Source organism: Xenorhabdus yunnanensis, from assembly GCF_028598805.1.
GTDB lineage: Bacteria > Pseudomonadota > Gammaproteobacteria > Enterobacterales > Enterobacteriaceae > Xenorhabdus > Xenorhabdus yunnanensis.
This window is the reverse complement of record NZ_JAQRFI010000009.1, coordinates 24,688-44,489: the sequence shown is the minus strand read 5'-3', so window position 1 is coordinate 44,489 and position 19,802 is coordinate 24,688. Positions and strand designations below refer to the sequence as shown.

Sequence of the window (19,802 nt, the reverse complement as noted above, 5' to 3'; positions counted from 1 at the left end):
ACGTTAGTGGGTTGAAATTGAGCGGCTCCACCATTTTGGGAGCCGCTTTTTCGCTAAAAGTTTATTAATTAAAATTAGGCTGGCCATTGGATGCGGTTACTCCGCCATCTATCGGCAGGTTCACCCCATTAATAAAACTGGCATCGTCGCTGGCCAAAAATGCAATGGCTGCTGCGACGTCGGAAGGTTGACCCGCTCTTTTTAACGGAATGCGGTTATTAAAATGTTGCAGAGTTTCATCGTCAAAACGCGCAGTCATAGGTGTCATCACTAAACTTGGGCACACCGCATTGACACGAACACCTTGTGCTCCATGATCCAGCGCCATGGCACGGGTCAAGTTAACCACGGCACCTTTTGCCGCACAATAATGAACACCTCCCCAATCGGCTCCTAACCCTGATACAGAGGCATTATTAACAATACACCCTTTACTTTCGATTAAATGTGGCAAAGCAAAATAACTACAATTAAGTACACCATTCAGATTGGTAGCCAGAACGTCATTACCTTCTTCCTGCGAAACACTCAATAAATCGCCAACCACATATATACCTGCGTTATTGACCAGAATATCTATCCGACCAAAATGCCTGATCGTCTCATCAACCATGTGTTTGGCCGACTCACGGTTTACTACATCTGTTTGAATCACCAACGCTTTATTCGATGATAATTCACTGAATACACGGCTAAGCTTATCAGTATCTCGCCCAGCCAATACAACAATGGCTCCTTCTTGTGAAAAACGCTTTGCTGTAGCTTCGCCAATGCCGCTGCCTGCGCCAGTAATAATGACAACCTTACCGTTAAATCGAATCATTTTATTGCCCTCATTGATGTCTTTTCAAAGTTCGCTATAAATCCGGATTCCCGTGGGCAAGCAGCATAGATACCAGCCCATGCTTTATTGGGTATCGAAGTATCAGTAGTCGCTATCACTTCACCAGACCAATCTGATATTCCTTGCGATGTCACTGTAGTACCAAGTTTAATCGTTCTGTCTGGCTCCAGTTCCACTGAAAACTTTATCCAATTTTTATCGGACAAACGGATCATTAATCCAGCCTGATCATAATCATGCTGAGGTGAAAAAATAACATCCGTTGAAATCACAATACTGCTACAGAAAGAAGCCAATAAAGCATGTCCATTATCCGCCGTATGACCAAAATACGTTTCTCGCCAAAAATCCGTCCCAGATGCAGGTTTTATTCTGCACAATCCCATATCAGTTTCCCAATAAAGCGGGGGATTCAGCCACTTAACCGTGCTATTTTTGGGTCGTTTCGTAAAAACATGTTTTAGCATGCCGGGATTCTCACCGTGTAATATCGAATACAATTAACGAATTTACGCTATTTTCAAGAACAGGACATAAAATCTCATCACATAATTCAATATGGGCAGGTGATGCTAAATATTTTTCTAACTTATCCTGCTATGTCTTTTTTTATGCTGGATGAATCATTAATTGATAGCAATATGAAAATCCGTCGGTGGGATTTCAATGAGACATTTTATGATGGGATAAGATGCAGCCCACTTCTCTAATAAGAGGATAATATAAAAATAATTTATATTTTTTTGCTTATTACCTCAGAACATCCTTTATATTTATCATTTAATAAACAAAAAACGTTAAATTAACTTCGATAAAACAAATTCAAAAATCATTTATTAATTAAATTTTTTAAAATATAAAAGACAATATCAAATCAACAAAAATGAAATTTTATATCAAAAAAACATTATTCACCATTAAGGTAATTTGACACAATCATTTCAGAATGAAAAACAGTCATTCCATATAAATCAAACAATTAAATACAAGTAAAAATATTGCTTGTTTAATATAAAGAAAGGATATATTAATTTATATGTGATGAATTGATTACTATATACCCCAATGGCGAGAGTAAAATAAAAACCAGTCACTCTTTCAGAACGTGCACCCTGCTTTAATAGGCATAAGATAAATATAGATAAAATACTATCTACAACTTAGCATTTACTGGATATACCTTTATTAAGATAAGTTATCAAATTTATCAGCGAGTAAATGAAAATTAAATAACAAAACATATTATATTTATCTGACTGAGAAAAAAGTTATTTAAAAATCTATTCCATAACTTATAATCAGAAAAATAACAGATTGTTTTTATTTGAATTAAGAAAAATAGATCGGATTAATTAACCATGTACACTTTATCTGACATAAATAATTTTTTGGCAAGGAGTGCGATATCTAATTAATTCATATAGTTAAAGGGGAAACTGATGATAAACAAACCGCTTCACTCTCCCGAAATAAAATATTTGTCATGGGAAGCCAATGATGCACCACTATTCATCGTTCTTGGACAATCTAATAGCTATGGTCACGGTACATTATTACCGCCAGATGAAAGAATTACCCAGGGTTTAAATAATGTATTCACTCTATCTCTGCCAGAAATCTATAGCGTCAACTTTACTACCATTAATTGGACAGGATTGACCAGTTTTGGTAATGCCAATATGGGTGCTCCCGTCGGTTTACCACGTGGAAACCAAGATCATCCTTACAATGCCGTCAATCGTTTTGCTAAATTCTGGCAAGATCATATTAATCAGGGCAATACGCTGAATTTACCCGATCTTTATGTAATTTTAATGGGTTACGGAGGTCAGGGTATGTACTTAAATAACCCTCCCGATAATCGCTGGGCACCAGAGCGCGATCCAAAAGATGTAGAATCCCTTTATTCCCGAGCGATTAGAACCTTACGCATGGCAGTTGAATCATTACGTAAGATGGGCAAAAATCCGCGCATTCTGGCGGTACATTGGAACCAATGGGAAGCAGAAATTGAGAGTTTAGCGGCGGCCAAAGCATCAGAGATGAATTTTACCCGTATCATCACTGGTATTAGTGATTCCATCGGCTCCCGTCAGATCCCATGGCGATTATATTACCCACTTTCGGTAGCGTTCGATTCTCTCAATACCAGCTATGTAGATGAAGCAATTAAAGATGTCATTGCCGCGGCCCCTAAATACCGTACGTTGATTGATGCACGGAATTCGCCAAATTACACTGGCATTGCTTCTGAATATGGCGTCTTCCTGCCCGATGAAATACATTATAATGGAAATACCCAAACTTGGTTCGCTCAACAGGAATGGGAATTAATTTTATCCGGCTATCATGGTGTTAAAATATAAATTGATACGATTTATTAAAGCATTAAGTTTCAGAACTCCCCCTTTGGGGGGATTAATGCTTATTTAAAATAATCAACCTTTAATCAATATCTGGAACAAAGTTATTATATATATCAAATGCGGACAACTGTAGCCGATCTTCCGTCATAGGTTCCCCAATGTTAGGCCACCTATCTAGCATTTCAAAATGTAGCCACCGATTTACATCATCGCTAAATCTAGTACCTCTCCATGCCTCCCCCATCGTATTTATTACCTCATCATTAAGAGACAACCCCACATTCCTATACGTATTTAGTATATGGCGAAATCTATTAATTATATGGGTACTACCATAGGGAGTGTTACTTGTTATAAATTGCCCATATAAACTTAGATAGTTCCTTTCTGTGATGTTCAGTGAAAATTGTATGCCTAACGCATTAGAGACATTATCAATCATTCTTGATTCACCATTAGGGCTAATTATTTCAAATCCCAATCTATCCAACCGACGAAGCGTGTCGTTATTTAATCCGTCAGTATCCACTCTTAAAGTATAAGCACCGCTACCTACTGGATTTTCGATTTGGCGAACCCTATTTTCATTTAATATAGACTGGAAAGTCCGGGTGTATTCAGTGTTTCTTAGCCAATTATTTGTGGCTTCAGGAACCCTCCTGCCACTCATCCCATGGCTAAAACTGGTTATCAGCCGGTTTCCCACTCGCCGCATACCGGTGACCAAGCCACCGATTGCACCAGCCCCCATGCTGACCACACCGAGTCCCATGGAAACCCAACCGAGGATCGCAGAGGCATTGGGGTCACTGTCTTCGGTGGCTGTCTTGGCCATCCCTGTGGCATCAGCGGCTAATCCCAGTCCGGCCAAGACAGCCCCTCCGATGGACAGTGACGCTCCCCCTGTGGGAATGGCCATGACGATACCAACGGCTAACCCGATAGTGCCGAAAATAATGCCCAAAATGCCCCCCAGACTCATATGTCCGCTGGGATCAGTCCGGTTTATCGGATCATTCAGGCAATAAGCATAGCTGTTGATGCCACCAGCGCCGAATGGACTCAGATTGTCCGGCGCAGTAAACCGCATCAATACGGGATTATAGGTGCGATAGCCATTGCCTAAGTGGTAAGTTCCCCATACGGGATCAAGACGCTCGCCATTGTAGGCGGGGAGGTCGGGGGCACGTTCATCTGGAGCCTGCTGTCCATACGGAGAATAACGGTAACGTGTTTCAGCACCATCTCCCTTGTGGCTCAGCAGTACGCTGCTGTGTTTATCCGTCCCCAGCAAATGCACCTCTGGACCGGTAACCGTCGCGACCGTTTCCCCGTGGGCATGTAACAGACGGGTCGCCGCCCCGCTTTCCCGCAAGATCTCGGCTACACGGGTCGCGCCCTGATAATAAAGCTCATGGGTTTTCCCGATGCCAATTTTCTTGGTATCAATGTGTTGCAGCACCAGATGGTTGGTCGCGTCATAAGCGTAATCACTTGTGGCCGCCTTTAAACGCACTGAGGTTAACCGTCCCAGCGCATCATAGGTTAAATGACGCCCTGCCTCATCCTGAACCAATCGCCCCGCCTTATCATAAGCCAATGTGATGGTGGCGGGATAACCGGGGTGGGTATGAGTTATACCGTGCAACTGACAGGGGTCTGCCTCACTGTAAGTGAACGTTGCCGTATCGCTGCTGCCATCTTTAAGTGTGGTCATACAGGTTTGGATATTACCCAGAACATCATAGGTAAAACGCTGACGGGCAATGCTAAAACCGTAGGCATCACGGGAAGGCTCCGAACCGGTGCAGTGATATTCCATCAACCAGCGGCGCGCGGGATCATACGTGTAGGTTTCCTGCCGTAACAAGCCGGCCACTTGCGAACGAGTGCTACGGGAAGTCACCTGTCCCTTGACGTTATAGCCTTGTTCCAACGTCAGCGTATCGGTTTTAGTCCGGATCTGACGACTGACCTCACGACCAAAATCATCAAAACTCAGGGTGATGGTTAATTTTTGGTTGTGTTGTTTGTCATGAACCGTCCAACTGTTTACACGACTGGCAGTATCATAGGTTAAAGCGATCTCAATATCCGTATCCCGCGTTGCAATCGGACGGCCAAATGAATCAAAGCGCGTATAACATTTTTTCCCCGTCACATCCTTGTAATCCGTCATCAGGCCAATGGGAGAATAGGTGTAGTCAACCGACCGGGCAGCGCCGGCTTGTTTGTCTTCAAAATAGTAACGGGTCTGACGCAACTGCCCCGAAGCGGTATAGCTCATCTTATGCGTAGCAATCTGCGAGGCAGCAGCCTGAGTCATTGCCCCCGTTTTGGGATCATAATTAAAGCGTTGTTCTATTCCCTCAGCCTCCACTTTCGTCAGGGCGTTCTCTAATAAAGGCTCATAGTGATGTGTCGCTGTCTGACCCAACGGATCAGTGGACTGACTGGGATAAGGACTGCCCCCCTGATAAGTATAACGGTAGGTACGTCCGCCACAGGTGGTGGAAATATTGCGCTGCAGGCTGTCAAAATCGCGTGTCCCCAATACATGACCGCCGGCCTCAATGTGTGTCAGTAAATTGCCCGCACTGAATGGGGCATAGTTTTTTCGGATCACCGTGCCATCACTGTGTTTGATGGCTGAAACCCGGCTAAACAGATCGTAAATATATTCTGTCTTTTGGCTAAGCTCATCAATGGTGGCCCGTAATCGTCCCAGACCATCATAATGGTGGATCTGTTGACTATAAAACTGCCCCTGGCTGTTATAGCGTGTAATGGTGACAGGCTGATGACGGGCATTATATACCACGGTTGTTTTGCCAAAATGCAGCCCTTCAGCCAGCCGGGTGATCTGCGCAGTCCGGGTAGCAGGATCGTAATCGTGTCGGAGACGCTCTCCAGTATCCTGTATCACAAGATATCCCTGTCCCCAGTCATCATATTCAAAACGCTGGCCGGAAGAAACCTGAGCAATCGCGCCCGTCCCCTCACCGACGGGCAGCCAGTCATGGCGGATGTGTTTCTCTACACGCCCCCCATTGTCATAGACTGTTTCGGACACCAGACGCCAGCCTTGTTTTTCCTGCCCTTTCTCCAGTTTCTCCTGCTGATAAGCACGCCCCAGCCCATCAAAGCGGGTACGCACCTGATTACCCCAAGCATCAGTTTGTGTTGTCGTCACCGCACCGGCACCTTCAATGGCATAGGCATACGTTATCTCCCGGGCATAATCGGTTCCCGCATTATTGATGCATTTCAGGATGCGCCCAAAAGTATCATAGTAATAACGTGTTGTACGGCCCAGCGCGTCCACGTCACGCCATAATTTGCCACTGACTCGCGATTGTGTGCGTTGGGTGGCTATACTGAGTTGGTCATAGCCTGTCCACTGTATGCCCTGCACCAGCTCCTCTCCCTGAAGGACATAGCTGAAAACTTGCTGGCTCGTCCATGCCTGATCCCCACCTTGTGTACCATGCACCGTTTCGTCAATCCGGTGAAGACGACCATGATGAGGAGAAGTTATTTCATTCACATAGTGAGTCTGTCTTTCATGCAGCAGTCGGCCTGCGCTGAACGTCCCCTGATAGGTGCGCACGACAACATAAGACCAGGGTGAACCGGGCCGGGCCGGCAACTGGGTATAGCGATAGATCGTCTTGTGAACAGGCGCTTCCTCATAGATCCCTTCGGGGGAACACTGACCCGGCGTGACGGTCTTGGACTTGACGAAACGCACAAAACCATGGGGATCTGGCGGACAGGCACCCGCCTCCCCACTGGCGGGATAATAAGTCCAGTCGGTACGTGTGCCATCCGGCGTAATCTGCATGGTGGGATTACCTGAGCCATCAAACTGTGTTTGATGGTTTTCCCCGTTGGCTGCCTCATTAAAGCTGACAATCGCCGATTTCGGCATCTGAAATTGCGGTGGCTGATCCTCAAAATCAACGCCAGCCTGTGCATAATACTCTGTCTTATGATGACGCTTACAATCATTTTGCTGGATTCCTTCTGAGGTCAACAGATGATAATTGTTATAGCTCCGGGTGATATGGCGCTGGGTTTTCCCCTCCTGCCAGCTTTCGGTCGAGCCATATTGGTAATCGGTAAAGATGCCATAAAGATAATCCTCATCACGGCCCCAATTTCCTACTGCCCCATAACCCAGAAAATTAAAATTGGTGTATTCATAAGTGCGTACAATATCAGGGCCATGACCGGGCGATTGTATGTGCCGAGCGACATAGGGCAATGCCGGCAGATTCGCATTGTCTGGATGCCGATGGCCGTCAGAAGTATAGTTCACACTCTCCTTCAGCCCCGTCGGGGACAAGACCTGTGTTAAAAACCGATTATCCGTGTCATAGTCCATCTCCCATTTCAACGTTTGGCCCGCCGCGCCTTTTTGGATACTGACCATATACGCATTATTAAATAATAATTGAATATCATAGGATTCAGAGGTATTTGGCCAGACCGTTATCCGTGTATAGGCGCCTAATTCATAATGGATCTTTAACAACGCTTTCTCTTCATCGGCTATTGAAGACAGGTAGGGAATAGTGCCCAAATTAAAATGCCAACTTAATTTTAAAGAGTAGCCCAGCGGGTTGACTATCTGTATCGGCACTTTAAGATCAAACGCATTTTGGGGTCCGGTCAGCACTTCAACCCGGCCGGATTTATGAATCACTCGATAAACATTTTTAGTCACATCTTTTTCAAAACGTACAACATCTTGCTTGTACTGCCTTAAAAAGACAGTCTCTGCGGTTTCATCCACGTTATAGCGTTCACCAGTCGAAAGCATTAAAAGCCGGTTCTGGGCATCATACTGAGTCAACCCAATAGAAAAACCTATGCCAAAGCCAATATCATTCGTATTCAACGGGCTATAAGACAACATAATTGCCTGCTCCGGCCCGAGGTAATTATTACCGATAAGATATGCAACCGGCATCAAATAATTAAACAGGCCGGTCCGGGGATCAACGTTACCTCTCGCGGCACTTTGAAAATTATGGGCATGAGAAAAAAAGTTACTATTCATCGTCTATTTCCTTCATCTTTATTTCATGGAAATATTAGGATATCTATATATTGCCTTATATAAATAGAATTAATTAATCGAATCCGCCTATAATAAAAAATCCACCGCACCATTCAGCATAAATACACCATGGCAAGAATTAAAACAATTTTTTATTTAAATCACTTTTTATTCTAACGCATCACTCCTTTATATCCTCAATATGAATATTTCCTTTTTCAATTTCATTTTTATTATTGTGCCTCAACAAAAACCTCCCTCTATTTCCATATTGATCATAGATAAAAATCTCTATATCGCCCCAGGTATCCTGTAGCTTAGGAAAAGATGAACTACTCACATATAATACAGTAAAGCAAATGGCATTAGGCTTTTGTCTAATCATGATCCCTAACTCAAAATTTATAGGCAACTCTATCCACGTAGTATTCCCGACAGAGATCCACTTTTTTTCACCTAAGGGCCAAAGAAAGTGTATATAATATGAATTATACCCGAAGTCATTATGATATAATTGATAAGCACCAACATCTGGCATATCATCAGATTGTAATTTCGCAACATATCGTTTTCCATAGTTGTCTTTTACATTGAGCGATACATATGTATTGTACTGCAACCAATTTCCTCCTAACTTTTTTCTAATTGATTGATCACCAAGATTATTAAAAATAAGCTTACGTTCTATTTCTAAGCTAGACTTTGTATAAATTATTTCACATATTGCTTTTAACTGAACGCAATCATTATAACTTTCTCCGTATGCTGTAGAATATTTCCGATCCGGGGCTTGTACCAATGCCCCAATTTGTTTAACTTGATTTACCTCATTAGCTGAACAGTATACATAAAAGGTAAACCTCTTAAGTCCCTGAATTGGATTTACACTGCTCGCCTCAATAAGCGTTGAAGGATTTGGAACTGTAAAACTTGGGGTTGCAGTAAATTCATTTGGCATATTTCTATATGACCATTTAAAATCACTTTTTTCTTGTGCATTCCGAATAAGTTTTTCCCCTGTATTGTAATCAATAAGAAAAACATTCTCTGTAAGATCATCTAAGAGTTCCTCACTAATATCTGTTATAATATTACCTTGCGCATTTTTTAACTGAAAGTAGACATCTACCACTGCCATATTTCTTCCATTAGCAAATATTAGGATTTCATTATTCAGACTATTACGGCGTAATTTTATCTTTAACTGTGAGATACCATGCCATTTGTTATTTTTATCATAAAATCGAATATCACTCATAATAAATTCCTTTATATTAAATGTTATCAAACAAAACATTCACAAAGAAAATACTCTCAAACCCTCTTGGAATACAAAGAAAAATTTATAATAAATTATGATTTAACAATCAAGATATTTTTATATTATAAATAATATCTTATATATGTATTCCAATAGAAGGTCCTGATAATACCAAATTACTAAAATACGGAGATTTCATTATTAAGTTTAGAAGAAAAATAACACACATCAATTAATAAAACAAAAAAATAAACAGATAAAAATAAACAGTAAATTCAGATAATAAGCTCAGTCCCCATTTTTCTTATAATAACCCTACCGGCTTCCGTCAGGTTCAATTCCCGGCTATCCAATTGCCTGACAGCCCATTTCCGTGGAACGTTTTCAAAGTATCAGCCATAACAATAAATATCTTTCTCTCTCTTACTGGCGCGACAGAGATGTAAACTGACAGAATATTTTAATCATGTTTCCCGCATAATGATGGAAGATATGCTTGGAAACGGATAAGTAATGAGGTGTGCACAAAAATGGAAGCAAAAAATAGGCCCTTGCCTTCCCAATTCAATGGGGGAAAAACAAGGGCCTACAATGAAAAACGCTATATACCGAATTTTGGTTAGCGATGCATCTCAAACAAAGACATGCCTTTTAAGTCGGTAAACGCTATGAAGGAAGCCTGCAAAGCAGCTTGTTGCTGGCGGTAATCGGAAATAGTGGATACCAAATCGGCATCAACTAATTCTCCTTTACGCACTTTATTCAATATACTACGTTCACTACCAAGCGCATCTAACTTATCCAGCTCATCAAGCTGTAAACCCAACACGGCTTGCACGGAATTGAAGTTTTCCAGACTATTGCGAATACCACGGTTAGCTTTATCCATCAATACCTTGGCTTCGTTTTTTTCGTCCTCACTCGCCGTGCTGTACGAGACTTTCAGTGCCTTGATCGCCATATCAATGGAAGCGAAAATATCTGATTCACTGTTAGTTTTGCCACCAGGTTCTTTGATCGGTTTGCTGGGCTGGGATAAAAAGACCTGCTGGCCGGTATGAGCGATAATCATCGAACGGTTATCATCTACTTTCTGCGTGATTTGTTCATGACCACCGACATAGCTCACTTTTCCACTGCTATCTGCGACGAAAGGCGGTACATCCGTCTTGTAGCCAGCAAAAATATAACGATTATTCCCATCGGTTTTATTACTTAAATTCAGCAATTCTTGTTTAAGACCTTCCAACTGCAGTGCATAGGATGCACGATCTTGATCACTAGGCTTATCTGCGGCCGCCACCCATGCACTCAAAACACTGGTGGTAGCTGTTACAACATTGTCGGTAATATTCAACTGTGCTGACATGGTATTTTTGGCAAAGTTGCGAGCTGTGGCAAACTGCTGGTTTTTCGACTCAGATTGAGAAATCATGATGCTCTGCGAAGCCGCCAGAGGATCATCGGATGGATTAATTACCCGACGACTACTCGACAGTTGCTCACCCGATTTCATAAATTTTGATTGGGCGCCAAAGATCCCATTCATTTTCTGAGTATATAATTGATTTGTACTTACACGCACAATATCATTTCCTTTTGTCTTCAGCCAAACGGTGATTAACGAATATTCAAAATCGCATCGAACAATGTTGTTGCAGTTTGGATCACGCGGGCATTTGCCAGATAGTACTGCTGCAAGCGTTGCAATTCGCCGTATTCTTCATCCATATTGACACCAGAAATGGATTGGCGAGTTGAATTTATCTTATCAACGATGTTCCCCTGTGTTTCGACATGTCCTTGAATTTTATTTGCAGAGGTGCCCACAGTACTGACCAGTGATGCGTACGCTCCTGCAAAGGAGGATTTGTCATCAATCAAACGCTTATCCTGCAATTCAAGAAATTTCTTCACATTGCGGTTATCGTTTTGGCCGGCATTTTTGACACTGGCAGTCGCCAATTTGGAAGAATCTTTTAGATTCACTTCCAAAGTTGCCACGACATTGCTGACCGTTTTCAGGGTATAAGCATCGTGTTCCTCTGCCTTGGCAGAATCGAGCTTGACTTTCAGACCATCAAACTCCAGCGTATCCCCGCCTTTTTTCACCGGGATCATCGCTCTGTCAGAAACACGCTGAACTTTCCAATCTCCGCCTTCAAATTTGAGGGTATAGTCACTGGCTTTTACTTTGGTGGTATCGGTATATTCCACCGTAATCTCAGCCGTGCCTTTGTTGTTGCTATTGGAAATGACGCCAGGTTTAGTGAAATTAAAGAAATCAACACCTTTCTCGTTGTGCAGGTCAAAACCGCCATTCTGCACCTGATTGAATTGATCCGCCATCACCAAAGCCAGTTGGTTTAATTTATTGTGGGTTGAATCCACCTCTTCTTTGCGCACTTGTAATGCACCGCCCAATGCACCTTGGGAGATAAAGCGTTCATCAATTTCTTTAGTGCCGGCTGTGCCATTGTTGTAGCCCAGCGTGATACGGCCACTGTCAGTGCTGGATGGGATCGCTTCCATCTGATAGGACTTATTGCCCGATACCAGCATCATACCACCACCGAATGAGACGTTATAAGTGTCACCATCCTGCTTAACGACGTTGACTTTCACCAATTGATTTAATTGGTTAACCGCTTCATCACGCCTATCCAGCAACGCCAGCGGTTCGCCCCTGCCTGTACCGCGCATACGCGTAATTTCATTGTTCAGCTTGGCAATTTCTTCCGCGTATTGATTGATCCCTTTAACATTTTGTTCAATTTGGGAATTAATGCTGTCATCTATCTGGCACAGAAAGCCATCAGCTTCTTTGAATCGGCTAACTAAGCTTTCCACTTTACCTAACACCGTCGTTCTGGCAGCGCTGTCTTCCGCATTGCTTTCAACAGATCCCAAACTCTTAAAGACATCTTCGATAGAATTGGACAGGTTGGTGTCTCTATCTGCCAATAGATCATTGATTTTAGTGATCTGTTCGTTCTGCGCCTTCAATCCGGTGTATTTAGTTTGTTCCTCATTATATTGCTGGTTGATGAACTCACTGTATTCACGGTTAATGGTGCTGACAACCACTCCGTTGCCGACAAACCCCGCTGGCGACATGGTTCCATTATTTTGCGTCATCACGGTAGTCTGTCGATTATAGTCCGCGTTTTTGGAGTTTGCAATGTTATTACCCACTACACTCATTGCCACCTGCGCGGCATTAATACCACTCATGGCAGTATTCATTAGACTATTGGACATGTGTAGATCCTTTTACGTTTTCTTTAAACCTTCATCGATCGATGGGAGGTCATTCACTGTTACAGTTATCGGCAAAGCTCCCTGTTCCTTGAACAAAAATACTCTTGATTTCGATACCCACCACTTAAAATCAGATTGATTAAAATAAGTTATCTAAATCATAGGCATAGGCTTTTGCCATCTGATTGCCGGTATTTTTTAACTGCTGGATCAGTGATATTAATTTTTTGGCATAACCAGGATCGGTAGCGTATCCCGCATCCTGCAAGGAGTACGCCCCCTGCTCCGCCGTCGTTGATTGCGCTACTTTGGCGTAACGGGGATTTTCCGTCAGCAATTTGACGTAATCTGTTATCGCCTCCACGTAAGAACCATACACACGGAAGTTATCCTGCATTTTCTTCGGCTCACCATCAATGTATTCCGTCGTCATAATATGGGTGACAGGCCCTTTCCAGTGTTTCCCCGCTTTGATACCAAACAAGTTATGGCTCGGTTTGCCTTCTGCGGTCAGAATTTCCCGTTGTCCCCAACCGGATTCCAGTGCGGCCTGCGCAATAATCAATAAATGCGGAATGCCGCTTTGCTGGCTTGCCAACTGTGCCGGTACGGAAAGCATGGAAACAAAGCTGGCGCTTTGCATTGGTAATGGCTTCGACTTAATGTCCCCATTGGAGAAAGATGAAGATGCGTCTTCAGGCATAGTCCGGCGCATGAATTGCTCCAATGCCTGCTTCGGCAATGTTTGCAGGATTTCATTGTCCAGCGGCATCGGCATGGTGCCTGCCAATTCACTAGGCATATTACTAGCGTCAGAGAATTGCTTGACGATCATATCGGCAAACCCCAATCCCTTTTGGGAAAGGTCTTGGGCAATTTGCTGATCGTACATCGAAGTATAAAAACGCGTCTGGTCACTGCTCAACATACCACCCTGTGGCAACGAGGAACGCATACTTTTCAGCATCATCTGAACAAAGACGCCTTCCAGTTGTTGGGCTACTTGCCGTAGCCCTTGTTGTGGTTCCTGTGACAGTTTAGCTTTCAATGAATGCAGCGAATTAACATCGTATGCAGCATTGGACATCGTCAGAAAATCATTCATCAGATAATCTCCAACTTCGCACGCAGACAGCCTGCACTCTCCATCGCCTGCAAAATCGACATTAAATCCGTTGGCGTTGCACCGAGTGCATTCAACGCACGTACAACTTGAGTCAGATTCGCACTGGCATTGACTTTTTGCAATGCACCACCCTGTTCCTGAATGCCAATACCTGTATTACGAGTCACGACGGTATTTCCTCCTGCCAATGGTGTATCAGGCTGACTGACCGCAGTTTGACGTTCAACAGTTACCGAGAGACTACCGTGTGCAATCGCGCAGCTATCCAGTGTGACATTGCGGTTCATGACTACCGACCCTGTACGGGAGTTGAAAATCACTTTGGCATCGCCAGCATTAACACGAATATTTACATTCTGAACTTGAGACAGAAACTTAACCTGCTCGCTGTTTTCGATTGGCAGACGCAACTGAACGGTACGGGAATCCAGTGGTGTTGCTGTTCCTGTGCCTTTCAGACGGTTGATCGCATCACTAATCTGCTGTGCCAAGCTGAAATCATCATCATTCAATTGCAGGTTTAACGTGCTTTTCTGACCGAATTGGGTCGGTAATTCACGTTCAATCACCGCACCATTTGAAATACGTCCACCTGCAAGCTGATTGATTTTAATGCTGTTTCCACCCGCACTTGCACCAACTCCTCCCACAAGGATATTCCCCTGAGCCAATGCGTAGATCTGATTATCCACCCCTTTCAACGGGGTCATCAGCAATGTACCACCACGCAGACTCTTGGCATTACCCAATGAGGAAACCACAACGTCAATGTTGTGCCCTGAACGTGCGAAAGGTGGCAGCTTTGCTGTCACCATTACGGCAGCTACGTTCTTAAGCTGCATATTCGTACCGGGTGGTACGGTAATGCCCAACTGTGACAGCATATTGCTCAGGCTTTGGGTGGTAAAAGGCGTCTGCATGGTTTGGTCACCCGTTCCATCCAGCCCAACCACCAGACCATAACCAATCAGTGCGTTATCCCTGATTCCTTCAATGGTCGTCAAGTCGCGAATACGCTCCGCAAAAACACTGGTAGACGCAAACATACCGGACAACACCAACAAAAGCGTAAAAAGGCTGGCGACTAATTTTCTCATCCTGACCATCCTCTTTTAAAACGGTGAGATATTCATAAAGAAACGTTGCAACCAACCCATATGCTGCGATTCGTTGATATAGCCATCACCAACATACTCAATACGGGCATCTGCAACTTGGTTGGAACTCACTGTATTGTTGCCAGTAATCGTGCGCGGGTTAACAACGCCAGAGAAACGAATAAATTCCGTTCCCTGATTGATAGCAATCTGTTTTTCCCCTACCACATGCAGGTTGCCGTTTGCCAGCAGCTTATTCACGGTCACGGTTATCGTACCCTTGAATGTATTGTTGGCATTCGCACCACCCTTACCGCCAAACTCACTATTGCCTTCCATGCCCAAATCGGTTTTCTCACCACCTATCAATCCCTGCAAGAAACGAGGGGTCAAGGCAGCCGCGAAACCGGTTTTTCCATTACGGCTGGCATTGGCTGAAGAGTTTTTGCTCGCACTGACGTTCTCTTGCAAGATAATGGTCAGCGTATCACCGATATTACGTGGACGACGGTCTTCAAACAGTGGTTGGTAACCGTAATAGACTGGTTGGACAACTTGAAAAATTGAACCATTTGGCGTGGGAGCAGGCGCTTCGGCGGGGTTTGCGGTTGTCTGCCCTTTCACCAGCGGTTTGTGCGGCATATAAGCACAGCCCCCTAATGTCAGTGCCGATAATGCTAGTACCGCCACAGATATGCTGATACGCCACTTATTTCTCTGGTTTTTCCGTAAACCAGTGGAGCCATAAGCTACATGGTTTTTAGCATGGCTTTCGGCAACGGGCATTGTATCCATCTTCTATGCTCTTAAGTTTATCGTAGATAATAGTGGAGGAATGTTGTCCCCCCCACCATTAATGATTAGGTTATAGCTGGGTCAGTTTTTGCAGCATCTGATCAGATGTCGATACTGCTTTACTGTTGATTTCATAGGCTCGCTGAACCTGAATCATATTGACCAGTTCTTCCGCCACATTGACGTTAGACGTTTCAACATAACCTTGATAGAGCAACCCAGCACCATTGATACCCGGTGCATTTTCTACCGGAATACCAGAACTGTTGGTTTCCAGATACAGGTTCTCACCGATGCTTTCCAAACCACTTTCATTGATAAACGTGGTCAGCGTCAGTTGTCCAACCTGCTGAGGCGCGTTTTGTCCCTGCACGTTTACGCTGACGATACCATCACGGGCAATGCTCATTTTGGTGGCATTATCCGGAATGATGATCGCAGGCACGACCTGAAAGCCGCCGGCTGTCACTAACTGACCATTTTGATCCACTTGGAATGATCCATCGCGGGTATAGCCCGTTGTGCCATCAGGCATCTGGATTTGGAAGAAGCCCTGTCCCTTGATTGCCACGTCTTTGCTGTTACTGGTCTGTGCCAAATTGCCCTGATTGTGCAGGCGTTCAGTTGCTACCGGACGCACACCAGTACCAATTTGTAAGCCGGATGGCAGGTTAGTCTGTTCAGACGACATCGCACCCGGTTGACGTTCTGTTTGATAGAGCAGATCTTCAAAGACCGCGCGCTGGCGTTTAAAACCATTGGTGCTGACGTTTGCCAGGTTGTTGGCAATAACATCCATATTTGTTTGCTGAGCATCCAGCCCAGTCTTGGCAATCCATAAAGATCGGATCATGAATTTATCCTCTGTTCCCGATTCAGCTCATGGCGAGAATTTGATTAGCCCGCTGTGCATTTTCATCGGAACTGTGTATGACTTTCATCTGCATCTCAAAGCGACGCGCGTTGGCGATCATGTTCACCATGCTTTCCACTGGATTGACATTACTGCCTTCCAGCACACCCGGCATGATTTTCACTGCCGTACTGGCCGCCAGTTCATTGCCCTGCTGTTCCCGCGCTTGTGGCGTTAAGTGGAACAAACCATCATCGCCCCGCACCACTTGGTTGGCTTCCGGTTTAACGATTTTAAGTTTGCCAATCTGCCCCAACAATGTTGGTGGATCGCTGGCAATCAGGGCTGAGATGGCACCATCGGCGGCAATAGTCAGTTCAGCCTGTGGCGGAACATCAATCGGCCCGTTTTCGCCCATCAACATGCGCCCCTGCACCATCAGTTGTCCTTCGGGTGAAATCTGGATACTGCCGTTGCGGGTATAGGCTTCCGTTCCATCTTCGAGCTGGATAGCCAGAAAGCCGCCTTGTCCGACAGCCACATCCAACGGGCGGGAGGTATAATTCATTGGTCCCTGACGGCTATCCATGCCAGGGGTAGAAGCAACGGTCAATGTACGTGTTGGCAGGGTTTCACCTTCAATCGGTACGGCACGTAGCGCTGCAAGCTGAGCCTTGAAGCCCGGCGTTGATGCATTGGCCAGATTGTTGGCAGTAACAGCCTGATGATCCAGCGTTTGGCGTGCTGCTCCCATAGCGGTATAAATGACATGATCCATAAAGCTATCCGCCTGAGCTTATTAACGCATGCTGACCAGCGTTTGCAGAATTTGGTCCTGCGTCTTGATGGTCTGGGCATTGGATTGATAGTTACGCTGGGCGACGATCATATTGACCAGCTCTTGGCTCAGATCTACGTTAGAGGCTTCCAGCGCACCACTGATCAGCTTACCGAAGTTACCCGAACCTGCGACACCTACAACCGGGCTGCCAGATGAACCGGATTCTACCCAAACGTTATTGCCTTGCGCAGCCAAACCTTCAGGGTTAGCAAAATTTGCCAGTACCACCTGACCTAATACTTGTCTCTGGTTGTTGGAATATTTACCGTAAATTTTGCCGTCATTCTCCACAATGTAATCAGAGAAACTACCTGCGGCATAGCCATCTTGTATTGGATTGGAGACACCTGTCCCAACGTTTTGTTGTTTACTACCAGAAAAATCGATGGTGATTGGCGCAGCAATTGAACCATTCAGAGGTTTTACCTCGAATGTGAATGCATTATTGTTGCCGACCATTTGACCATTGCCGTCAAATTCCACATCACCCAATTTATCAGGGGTAGAACCCGCTACAGAAATATCCTTAGCCTGAAATTCCCATTTATTATTGTCTCTTTTCACGAAGAATATGTTGAGATCATGTTGATTACCCAGACTGTCATAAACTTGCAGAGATGTGCTGTAGTTAAAGCTGTCTTTATTATCTGGATCAAAGGCGTTTTTCGTCTGATCAATCGCTGGGAGTGTTGAATCCAGGGTAACTTTCAACTCAGCTTTTGTGGTTGCTTTCGCATTCAATATATCCTGTGGAATCGAAAGCGGCTCTACCGCTCCGCCTTGCTGAATTTCTCCGTTTACCGCAGGATAACCCGTCAGCTTCATGCCCTGCATATTGATCAGATTACGCTCTTCATCCGTTTTGAACTGACCGTTACGGGAATAGAAAATATCACCGTTGGAATCCTGCATGCGGAAAAAACCGCCCTGTGTAATTGCCATATCCAACTGGCGATTAGTTTTATTGGTTGAGCCATCTTTAAAGTTCTGCAACATGCCAGAAACCTTAACACCCAAGCCCACTTCTGAGCCGCTGAAAACATCCGCAAAGGCAGCAGAGCTAGATTTAAAGCCAAATGTTGCTGAGTTTGCGATGTTATTACCAATAACATCCAGATTACTCGCTGCAGTATTCAAACCACTAACCGCTTGTGAAAAAGACATATGTCCTCCGTTTAATTAAAGAATCTGACGAACTTTATCCATGGTTACCGTACCCGCCAGCCCTAAATCTAATTTAGTGCCATCCTCACTCCGCGTAACGCCTAAAACTTGAGCAGACGTTAACGGATGTGTCACCAACGCGTCATCTTGATAGCTTGCGGAAACGGTGAAGTTATACGCACCGTCTGGCACTTCCTTGCCATCTGCGTCTTTGCCATCCCATAAAAATTTATGAACACCAGCATTTACATTGCCAATATCCATTTCCCGAACAACTACGCCATCTTTGCCTTTTATTATGACTTTGACATTATCGGCAGGTCGGGTCAGCTCAACACCATATCGACTGATGTCGATGCCTTTTTCTTCACTGAAACCGACTAAAATCTTATCGCCAGGAATCATGACATCACGACCAATCAGCGATGTTGTTTGCATTGCTTGATGGTTGTCCATCTGCCCGACAATCGTTCCCAGTGTTTTATTGAGTTTTTCAATACCTTCAACGGTACTGATCTGTGCAATCTGAGCGGTTATCTCATTGTTTTGCATTGGATTGGTTGGATCTTGGTTTTTGAGCTGAGCGACTAATAAGTTCAAGAAATTATCTTTAATATCGTCGCTGCTTTGTGGTTTTATTTTACTCGCGGGAGCAAGCTCACCTACCGTAGAATTATCCAATGAATCATTGATTGAAGTGGTCACTGCCATAATGAAATTCCTGTTACTGACCCAGAGTCAACGTTTTCAACATAATGGACTTAGTGGTGTTCAACACTTCAACATTCGCCTGATAGCTGCGGGAAGCAGAAATGGTGTTGACCATTTCCCCGACCACATCCACATTTGGCATACGCACATAACCTTTTTCATCGGCCAGCGGATGACCCGGCTGGTATTCAAGACGGAAAGGCGTGGGATCATCCACCACTTCGCTGACGCGAACACCGCCAATTTCCTGCCCTGCTGGTGCAGCAACACGGAAAACCACTTGCTTGGCACGATAGGGCTCGCCATCCGGCCCCACAACACTATCGGCATTCGCCATATTGCTGGCGCTGACGTTCAGTCTCTGGGACTGAGCGGTGAGCGCAGAGCTGGCAATATCAAAAACACTGAGTAGAGACAT

15 protein-coding genes are annotated in these 19,802 nt (G+C 44.4%); 1 reads left to right on the top strand and 14 read right to left on the bottom strand.

Annotated features, from left to right (window positions below; translation table 11 throughout):
• Positions 1-64 precede the first annotated feature (64 nt).
• Together budC and PSI23_RS05640 are read right to left on the bottom strand one after the other, a co-directional pair.
• Positions 65-823: a meso-2,3-butanediol dehydrogenase gene (budC, locus tag PSI23_RS05645; RefSeq protein ID WP_273554170.1), complete on the bottom strand. Its 759-nt coding sequence runs from the start codon at positions 821-823 to the stop codon at positions 65-67.
• Positions 820-1,311 (bottom strand): DUF1349 domain-containing protein, encoded by a 492-nt coding sequence (locus PSI23_RS05640; protein WP_273554169.1) that lies wholly within the window; start codon positions 1,309-1,311, stop codon positions 820-822. Before PSI23_RS05640 ends, budC begins: the two co-directional genes overlap by 4 nt.
• Before the next feature lie 972 nt (positions 1,312-2,283).
• On the opposite strand from PSI23_RS05640, the gene PSI23_RS05635 reads away from it, so the two are divergent.
• Positions 2,284-3,210, top strand: coding sequence for a hypothetical protein (locus PSI23_RS05635; RefSeq protein WP_273554168.1), 927 nt, complete (start codon positions 2,284-2,286; stop codon positions 3,208-3,210).
• 79 nt (positions 3,211-3,289) lie between these two features.
• On the opposite strand, the gene PSI23_RS05630 is transcribed toward PSI23_RS05635, so the two are convergent.
• The 12 genes from PSI23_RS05630 to flgC form a co-directional block, all read right to left on the bottom strand.
• Positions 3,290-8,275, bottom strand: a complete 4,986-nt coding sequence (locus PSI23_RS05630; protein ID WP_273554167.1) for an RHS repeat domain-containing protein — start codon at positions 8,273-8,275, stop codon at positions 3,290-3,292.
• A 181-nt stretch (positions 8,276-8,456) separates the two neighbouring features.
• Complete coding sequence (locus PSI23_RS05625; protein WP_273554166.1) at positions 8,457-9,533, bottom strand: hypothetical protein; 1,077 nt, start codon at positions 9,531-9,533, stop codon at positions 8,457-8,459.
• Between the two features lie 622 nt (positions 9,534-10,155).
• On the bottom strand, positions 10,156-11,121 hold the full coding sequence (flgL, locus tag PSI23_RS05620; protein ID WP_273554165.1) for a flagellar hook-associated protein FlgL: 966 nt from the start codon (positions 11,119-11,121) through the stop codon (positions 10,156-10,158).
• 35 nt (positions 11,122-11,156) lie between these two features.
• Positions 11,157-12,797 (bottom strand): flagellar hook-associated protein FlgK, encoded by a 1,641-nt coding sequence (flgK, locus tag PSI23_RS05615; protein WP_273554164.1) that lies wholly within the window; start codon positions 12,795-12,797, stop codon positions 11,157-11,159.
• A gap of 139 nt (positions 12,798-12,936) precedes the next feature.
• Positions 12,937-13,905: a flagellar assembly peptidoglycan hydrolase FlgJ gene (flgJ, locus tag PSI23_RS05610; RefSeq protein WP_273554220.1), complete on the bottom strand. Its 969-nt coding sequence runs from the start codon at positions 13,903-13,905 to the stop codon at positions 12,937-12,939.
• A complete protein-coding gene (locus PSI23_RS05605) occupies positions 13,902-15,020 on the bottom strand; it encodes a flagellar basal body P-ring protein FlgI (protein WP_273554163.1) in 1,119 nt (372 codons plus the stop codon). Before PSI23_RS05605 ends, flgJ begins: the two co-directional genes overlap by 4 nt.
• Positions 15,021-15,035: 15 nt before the next feature.
• On the bottom strand, positions 15,036-15,815 hold the full coding sequence (locus tag PSI23_RS05600) for a flagellar basal body L-ring protein FlgH (protein WP_273554162.1): 780 nt from the start codon (positions 15,813-15,815) through the stop codon (positions 15,036-15,038).
• A gap of 70 nt (positions 15,816-15,885) precedes the next feature.
• A complete protein-coding gene (gene flgG, locus PSI23_RS05595) occupies positions 15,886-16,668 on the bottom strand; it encodes a flagellar basal-body rod protein FlgG (RefSeq protein ID WP_273554161.1) in 783 nt (260 codons plus the stop codon).
• A 22-nt stretch (positions 16,669-16,690) separates the two neighbouring features.
• Positions 16,691-17,446 carry a flagellar basal body rod protein FlgF gene (locus PSI23_RS05590; RefSeq protein WP_273554160.1) on the bottom strand — a complete coding sequence of 252 codons (756 nt, stop codon included), beginning with the start codon at positions 17,444-17,446 and terminating at the stop codon, positions 16,691-16,693.
• 21 nt (positions 17,447-17,467) lie between these two features.
• Positions 17,468-18,673: a flagellar hook protein FlgE gene (flgE, locus tag PSI23_RS05585; RefSeq protein ID WP_273554159.1), complete on the bottom strand. Its 1,206-nt coding sequence runs from the start codon at positions 18,671-18,673 to the stop codon at positions 17,468-17,470.
• A gap of 15 nt (positions 18,674-18,688) precedes the next feature.
• A complete protein-coding gene (flgD, locus tag PSI23_RS05580) occupies positions 18,689-19,384 on the bottom strand; it encodes a flagellar hook assembly protein FlgD (RefSeq protein WP_273554158.1) in 696 nt (231 codons plus the stop codon).
• Positions 19,385-19,397: 13 nt separating this feature from the next.
• Positions 19,398-19,802, bottom strand: a complete 405-nt coding sequence (gene flgC / locus PSI23_RS05575; RefSeq protein WP_273554157.1) for a flagellar basal body rod protein FlgC — start codon at positions 19,800-19,802, stop codon at positions 19,398-19,400.